The following is a 7,229-nucleotide window of genomic DNA, read 5'->3' on the forward strand; positions in this document are numbered from 1 at the left end:
TTTTTAGTTTTACTTTTTTACTATAATGGCGCTTTACAGCCGATAACGTCTATTTGTTCACGAGGTTTATTAGAATCATCCCCTTGCCTTAATTTCGATCAAACCATATCCGCCAAATGCCAAATGTGAAATAACGACAATGCCGTTGAGACTGAGAGAAAAACTCTGGGGAGCCGACATAACGCCTATCGCAAACCGGGAGCTGATCTCCTCCATAGGCGATTACTTCGGCCACGACTTCTCGAAGGTGAGGTTTCGCAGGGGGGGAATCCTCCCCTACGTCGTCCCCTTCAACTACTCCGCAATAGTCATAGGCGAGACGGTAAACGTGAGGGAGGGATCGGAGTTCCTTTTGGACAGCCCCCTCGTCATGGCCGAGGAGCTCTACCATGTAATCCAGTGGAGGAGGCTCGGCTGGGGAAGGATGCCCTTTATCTACATAGCAAGCCACCTGAAGAACGGCTACGACGGAAACCGGATAGAGGTGGAGGCGAAGGCGAGGGCGCGGGAGTTCGCAAAAATCGTGAAGTCAAAACAGCGTCAGATGGAATGAAGGGATCGGACAGCCTGTTTGAATAACGTTTTGGGGTAGCTAGTTTTAGCGGGACGGGATCGATCACATATGATTGAGGGACGTGTCAATGTCGATTCCGGGGAGGTCTTGTATTTTATATGCGGAGCTTTAAAACCACCTGTCGTTGTTTAACGATGCCCAAACCTTTATCAGGATAATCCTAAATCCCGTTAATTCCGAAAATCCAGACTGGCGACACCTGCAGGATATAAGAACCGTCCCTCCAAGTTCTTCGATCCCCAGATTGACATTTAGAAGCCTCAAGCTCAATCGGCCGGAAACCCCTCAGATATGGTTCTCCTCAGCCATATCCTCGGCGAAGATGAGGGAGACGAAGACGTCCTCGAGAGAAGGCTCGATTTGATCGATATTGAAGATCTCGATCCCCGCATCATTGATCGCCTTCTTGAGCCTCGCCTTTACCTTTTTGACGTCCCCCACAACCACGTGCAGCGCGCTCCCGAAAACCGCCACCTCAAAGACGTCTTCAATCCCGACGGCGATCTCGGACGCCGTGAGGGTGTCCGACGTCTCAATCTCTAAGACCTTTCCCTTCATGAACTCGGTCTTCAGCTCCTCCGGGCTCCCCAGCGTTATGAGCCTCGCCTTGTAGATCAGGCCCAGCCTGTCGCAGTGCTCCGCCTCGTCCATGTAGTGGGTGGTGACGAAGACCGTGGTGCCCCCCTCGGCCATCCTCGTTATCAGCTCCCAGAAGTCGCGCCGGGAGGCGGGGTCGACGCCGCTGGTCGGCTCGTCCAGAAAGAGGAGCTTCGGCTCGTGGAGGACGGCGCACCCGAGCGCCAGCCTCTGTTTCCAGCCGACAGGGAGATCCCCAGTCATGGTGTCGCTCTTGTCTGTCAGCCCGGACATCCTCAAGGCCCATTCGTAGCGCTCCTCGCGCTTTTCTTCCGCTACCCTGTAGATACCGCCGTAGAACTCGATGTTCTCCATCACCGTCAGGTCGTTGTAGAGGGAGAACTTCTGGGACATGTAGCCGATGTTCTCCTTTATCTCCTCCACCTCCTTGTAGACGTCATACCCGAGGATCTTCGCGTCTCCCGACGTGGGCATCAATATCCCGGTTAGCATCCTTATCGTGGTCGATTTTCCGGCGCCGTTCGGGCCCAGAAAGCCGAATATCTCGCCCTTCTTGACGGCAAAGCTTACCCTGTCCACGGCAACAAAATCGCCGAAGCGCCTCGTCAGCTCCTCAACTACCACCGCATTTTCCATATTCGATCTCTCCACTATTTCATCCTCTTCGTGAACCTGACGGAGCTCAGGCCGATGACCAGGATTCCCAGAAGGAGAAGCCCGAGGAGGTCAAACATGTGTTCGGCCGGCCCCGTCCCTTTGAGAAAAATCCCCCTCAAGATCGTCATCATGTATCTCAGGGGGTTAAGGTAGGTCAAGACCCGGATAATCCACGGCATCGATTCTATCGGAAAGACGAATCCGGAGAGCATCATAGCGGGGAACAAGAATAGGAACGTGCTCATCATCGCCTCCTGCTGGGTTGCGGAGATGGTCGAGATGAAGAGCCCTATCCCTAACGCGGGGAGGAGGAAAAAGGCGGTCGCCCCAAAGAGGAAGATCACGCTCCCCTCGAAGGGCACCCGAAACCAGAAGACGGCGACGAGCAAGATCAGAACCACGTCTATGTAGCCTATAATTGTAAAGGGAAGGAGCTTTCCGATGATGAGCTCGTAAGACCTTATAGGCGTCACGATTATCTGCTCCAGAGTCCCAACCTCCCTCTCCTTCACGATTGCCATGGAAGTAAGCATTACCCCGATGAGAACCAGAAGGAGCCCGAAGATCCCGGGGATGTAGAAATTCCTGCTCTTCAGGTCTTCGTTGTACCAGGTCCTCTCGTCAAGGCTCACGGTGGAGAACATGATAGGGGCGCCGTCTTCTGTGGTCATCCCCCTCAACATTGCGCTCTTTTCCTTGAGCATCTTATCCAGATAGGACGCCACGATCCGGTTGACGTAATTCAACACCACCGATGCGGTGCTGGAGTCGGTCCCGTCGACGATGATGAGGGCGCCCGCGCTCTTTCCCGCCTTTATGCTCTCCCCGAACCCTTTCTTTATATATATAAAGGTGCTCACCTCCCCCCTGTCTATCAGGGGATCGGCCTCCTTCGGCGAGGAGAGGTAATGGGTGACGTCGAAATAGATTCCGGAGTCGAACTCCTTTATGAACTGGCGGCTTATCTCCGTCCTGTCGGCGTCGAGGACGGCGGTCGATATGTGCCTCACGTCCGTCGAGGCGGCGTACCCGAGGACGATAAGCTGCAGTATTGGAGGAATGAATATGATGGCCCGCATCCGCTTGTCCCGGAATATCTGGGTAAGCTCCTTTTTGAGGATATATTTTATGCGCTCCGCAAACGCCCCGTTTATCGCCCTAAACACCTTTAAAGCTCCTTCTTGAATTTTCTCATCGCCAGGATCAGAACCACGCTGCTGAAGACTATCAGAAGCAATCCCTGAATCCAGAGGATTGAAAGCCCGATCCCCTTCAAAAATATCCCCTTCAAGATTGTAACGAAATACCGGGCGGTGACTCCGTAGGTGATCGCCCTCAAGACAACCGGCATATTCGGGATCGGAAACACAAAGCCGGAGAGGAGAAACGAGGGGAGAAAGGTGGCCAAGATCGCCATCTGGCTTGCCAGCACCTGCTTTTTCGCCACGATCGAAATCAGCATCCCGAGAGACATCGCCCCTACCAGGAATATCAGCGTCAGGAGAAATAGGAGGAGGATGTTCCCCTTTAACGGCACCCGGAAGACCAGGGTGCCGACAACCGTTATAAGGAGAAAATCGATGATACCGAGCTCCACGTAGGGGATCAGCTTTCCGAAAACGAGCTCCGGGACCTTTATCGGGGTGGAGACCAGCTGCTCCATCGTCCCCCGCTCCCACTCCCGGGCGAAGGTCAGCGAGGTCAACAGCCCCGCTATTATCATCATTATCACCGCTATGAACCCTGGGATGATGAAGTTCTTGCTCTCAAGCTCCGGGTTGAACCAGACCCTGATCGATACGTCCAGAAAGGGCTCCGTGATGCTGAGGCCCGCCTTGGACAGCCCCTCAAGGACGTATTCCTGGGAGTATCGGCTCGTTATGGCGGATACGTAGCCCGCCAGGACCTGGGCCGTCAGGGGGTCGGTGCCGTCGGCGATGAGCTGAACGTCGCTTCCCCGCCCCGCCTTGATGTCTTCTGCAAATTCCTCCGGGATCACGATCGCCGCCTTGATCTTCCCCAAGTCCATCAGCCGAACCACGTCATCGTAGTCGTAGACGTAGTCCACGATATCGAAATAGCGGATGTTTGAGAACTTTGAGATGAAATCGCGGCTTATGACGCTCCGGTCCTGATCATAGACGACGGTCTTGATGTAGGTGACGTCCATTTTTAACGCCCAGCCGAACATGACAATCATGATCATGGGGATCCCCAGCGCTAGAAAGAGGCTCCTCCTGTCCCTCAATATCTGCAGCCATTCCTTTCTCACCACAGCCCTTATGCGTCTTATTCTTATCATTGCTCCGAAATCTCGAAAAAAACGTCTTCCAGAGACGGCACTATCCGCCTGGCCGATACCCTCCCGATCCCCCTATCCGTAAGGACTTTTACGATAACCCCCTCGGCCCCTTCCCCTTCTTTGACCGATGCGTGAATCTTGTCGCCGAAGAAGACCACGTCCTTTATCCAGGCCATCCTCTTAACCTCCGCGCTCTCCAATATATCCCGCGCCTCTCTTCCTTCGTCGCACCTGACCTCGATGATGTTTAGGCCTATCCGGTTTCTGATCTCCGAGGGAGTGTCGCATATGAGGAGCCTCCCCCCCTCCATGATTCCCACCCTGTGGCAGCGGTCCGCCTCGTCCATGTAGGGTGTGGATATGAATATGGTGATCCCCTCCTTAAGAAGCTCGTAGAGGATCTTCCAGAACTCCCGCCGGGAGACCGGATCGACGCCGTTCGTCGGCTCGTCCAGAAGCAAGAGGTCGGGGGTGTGGATGAGGGCGCAGGCGAGCCCAAGCTTCTGCTTCATCCCGCCGGAGAGCTTTCCCGCCAGCCGGTCCAAAAACGGGGAGAGCCGGGAGAACTCCATCAAACGTTTGAACCTCTCCTCCTTCTCCGCCTTCGAGACGAGGTAGAGATCGGCATAAAAGTCGATGTTCTCCTTGACGGTCAAATCTTCATATAGGCCGAAGCGCTGGGACATGTAGCCGATCTTCTCCTTGACCGACTCGGGATCCGTGGCGATATCGGACCCCAGGACCTCCGCCTTTCCGGAGTCGGGCCTCAGTATCCCCGCCAGGATCCGCATGGCTGTGGTCTTTCCGGCCCCGTCCGGCCCGATGAGACCGAAGACCTCCCCACTTTTCACCGTCAGGTCGAGACCGGACACCGCCCTGACATCCCCGAAGCTTTTCATAACCCCGCTGCTCCTTATAGCATATGAATATGACGCCATAAAATCCCCCTGCCTTATCTTATTTGTTGCCCGACAATAGAATCTCCGCGTCGGCGGGCATCCCCGGCTTTAGGGCCAGGTCATCGTTTTTAAGCTCGATCTTGACGGCGAAGACGAGCTTTGTCCGCTCCTCCTGGGTCTGGACGTTCTTCGGGGTGAACTCCGGCTCCTGCGAGATATATGTGACTTTTCCCGAAAACGTCCTTGAAGGATAGGAGTCGACCATGACCCTCGCCTCGTCCCCGAGATTTATCAGCCCCATGACCGGCTCCGCAACGTATATCTTCATCCACACCAGCCTGAGGTCAGCAAGGGTAAGGAGTGCCACCCCCGGAAAGGCGGTCTCCCCGACCTCGAGGTTTTTGCTCGTCACCACCCCGGAGATGGGGGCGTAGAGCTTTGTGTCGACAAGGGTCGCATCGATATACTCAAGGGAGGACTTGGCCTGCAGATAAGCGGATTCCGCACTGTCGAGATCCATCTTCGAGATGCCGCCGGCGCGATAGAGGCTTTTCGCCCGCCCGAGATTTATCTCCGCCTCGTTGAAGAGGGCCGCAGCCCCAATCCTCCTCGCCTGGATCTCCGTGGCCTTAACCACGGCGAGAAGGTCCCCCTCCTCAACCTTTTCCCCCTCGCCGACCTCCATCTCCAGTATCTTCCCCGAGAGCTTGAGGCTCACGTCCACCTCCGTTGCCTCTATAGTCCCTGTGCCCGAGACGACTTTCTTGTCCCCCTTGTCCCTGAAGATTAAGAAGAGGGCCGTCCCGATTATGATCACCGAAAGGACGACCGGAATTATTATCTTTCTCTTGTCTGCCATACTTCTCTCCCCAGATTTAAATATTGGAATTTACCGGGCAAAAGCAGTCTCTCTATTTCAGATCTTCCGCCGATATAGCCCGAATTACGAACTCTTTCACTTCGCGCTTTCGCGCCTCTACATTCTCGGCGCTCATGGCGTCGTCGTTCCACACGGCCGAGATAACCCTGTTCGCCGCAAAGTAGAAGACCACCATCGCAATGATATTGACAAAAACGTGCCGGGGATCCATGGGTCTCAATTTCCCCGCCTTCACGGCCTCATTAAATCCGCTGACCAGAACGGGGACCTTTGTGCTCATCTCCTTCCTTATTACCCCCCGTATGATCTCGCCCCCCCGGGCGAGCTCCCACACGAGGACCCTGACTATGCTGTAATTGGTGTGGATGAAATCGATATACGTCTCGATGAACGAGGAGATTCCCTCGTAGAGGGTGTCGGGATTCATATCGGCGAGGTTGTCCATAATTATCTCCGCAACCTTTTTAAAGACCATTTCTATTATATCGGTGTGCAGTTTTTCCTTCGAGCCGAAGTAATAGTAGATCATCCCCTTGTTGACGCCGGACTTCTTGGCGATCTCGTCGATGCGCGCCCCGTCGAAGCCCTTCTCTCCAAAGATGGAGATCGCCGCCTCCAGTATGCGCCTCTCGGTCTCGCCGAACTTTTCAAACTCCTCCTTGAGGTCGTGGCTTTTCTTTCTTTTCTCTCCCGAAGTCATGATCCTATTAAAATCCTAAATCCAGTTGCTAAAATCGCCCCCTCCCGTCATTCCCGACCCTTTAACGACCGGCAGTCCCGATTTCCCTGTACTCCCCCATTAGATAGTAGACAAGGGGGATGCCGGTCAGGATCAACCCTATCCCCGTAAAGCCCCCGGCGGCAAACCCGAAGTACCTATCGGTGACAATTGTCACGATGTTGTGTCCGATCCCGTTCAGGGTCATGACGGCCCCGTATATCATACCCAAAAGGTACGCCCAACGCCTCTTCTCCAGGATGAAATAGAAGATTACAACAGGGATAGAGAAAAGAAGCCAGTTGACGGCTAAAAACCATTCGATGCCGATAATCCCGATGACACGAAAACCGCCCCACGCCTCCTCTAATACATGACCTACGTGGAAGAAGAGCAACAAAAGATAGAAAAGATTGACCTTGTTAAGCTTCACGGCCGTTCTCCCGTTAATTCGTTATTACACCAAAGCACTCAAACAATCCCTCGTTTCATTTTTCCAAACTGCGCGGACCTGACTCGCTATTCCTCATCATCCATACCTTCAACCCTCTCAAGCCCTACCACCTTCCTCAGTCTGGCGTAGGACTCCTCGCAGTTGTAGA

8 protein-coding genes are annotated in these 7,229 nt (G+C 54.3%); 1 reads left to right on the top strand and 7 read right to left on the bottom strand.

The window, feature by feature from the left end:
* The first annotated feature begins 145 nt into the window (after positions 1-145).
* The gene (locus JW984_07805) at positions 146-553 is read left to right on the top strand and encodes a hypothetical protein (protein MBN1573083.1); all 408 of its coding nucleotides are present in this window, start codon (positions 146-148) and stop codon (positions 551-553) included.
* 306 nt (positions 554-859) lie between these two features.
* Here the strand turns inward: JW984_07805 and JW984_07810 are convergent, their stop codons facing one another.
* From JW984_07810 to JW984_07840, 7 genes are all read right to left on the bottom strand, one after another.
* Positions 860-1,807, bottom strand: coding sequence for an ABC transporter ATP-binding protein (locus JW984_07810; GenBank protein MBN1573084.1), 948 nt, complete (start codon positions 1,805-1,807; stop codon positions 860-862).
* 14 nt (positions 1,808-1,821) lie between these two features.
* A complete protein-coding gene (locus JW984_07815; protein ID MBN1573085.1) occupies positions 1,822-2,994 on the bottom strand; it encodes an ABC transporter permease in 1,173 nt (390 codons plus the stop codon).
* 2 nt (positions 2,995-2,996) lie between these two features.
* A complete protein-coding gene (locus tag JW984_07820; GenBank protein MBN1573086.1) occupies positions 2,997-4,127 on the bottom strand; it encodes an ABC transporter permease in 1,131 nt (376 codons plus the stop codon).
* Positions 4,127-5,068 (bottom strand): ABC transporter ATP-binding protein, encoded by a 942-nt coding sequence (locus JW984_07825; protein MBN1573087.1) that lies wholly within the window; start codon positions 5,066-5,068, stop codon positions 4,127-4,129. The genes JW984_07820 and JW984_07825 overlap by 1 nt, the downstream gene beginning before the upstream one ends.
* A 19-nt stretch (positions 5,069-5,087) precedes the next feature.
* A complete protein-coding gene (locus JW984_07830) occupies positions 5,088-5,888 on the bottom strand; it encodes an efflux RND transporter periplasmic adaptor subunit (protein ID MBN1573088.1) in 801 nt (266 codons plus the stop codon).
* A gap of 52 nt (positions 5,889-5,940) precedes the next feature.
* Positions 5,941-6,609 (bottom strand): TetR/AcrR family transcriptional regulator, encoded by a 669-nt coding sequence (locus JW984_07835; GenBank protein ID MBN1573089.1) that lies wholly within the window; start codon positions 6,607-6,609, stop codon positions 5,941-5,943.
* Between the two features lie 61 nt (positions 6,610-6,670).
* A complete protein-coding gene (locus tag JW984_07840) occupies positions 6,671-7,060 on the bottom strand; it encodes a hypothetical protein (GenBank protein MBN1573090.1) in 390 nt (129 codons plus the stop codon).
* Positions 7,061-7,229 lie beyond the last annotated feature (169 nt).

It is taken from the genome of Candidatus Zymogenus saltonus, from assembly GCA_016929395.1.
Lineage (GTDB): Bacteria > Desulfobacterota > Zymogenia > Zymogenales > Zymogenaceae > Zymogenus > Zymogenus saltonus.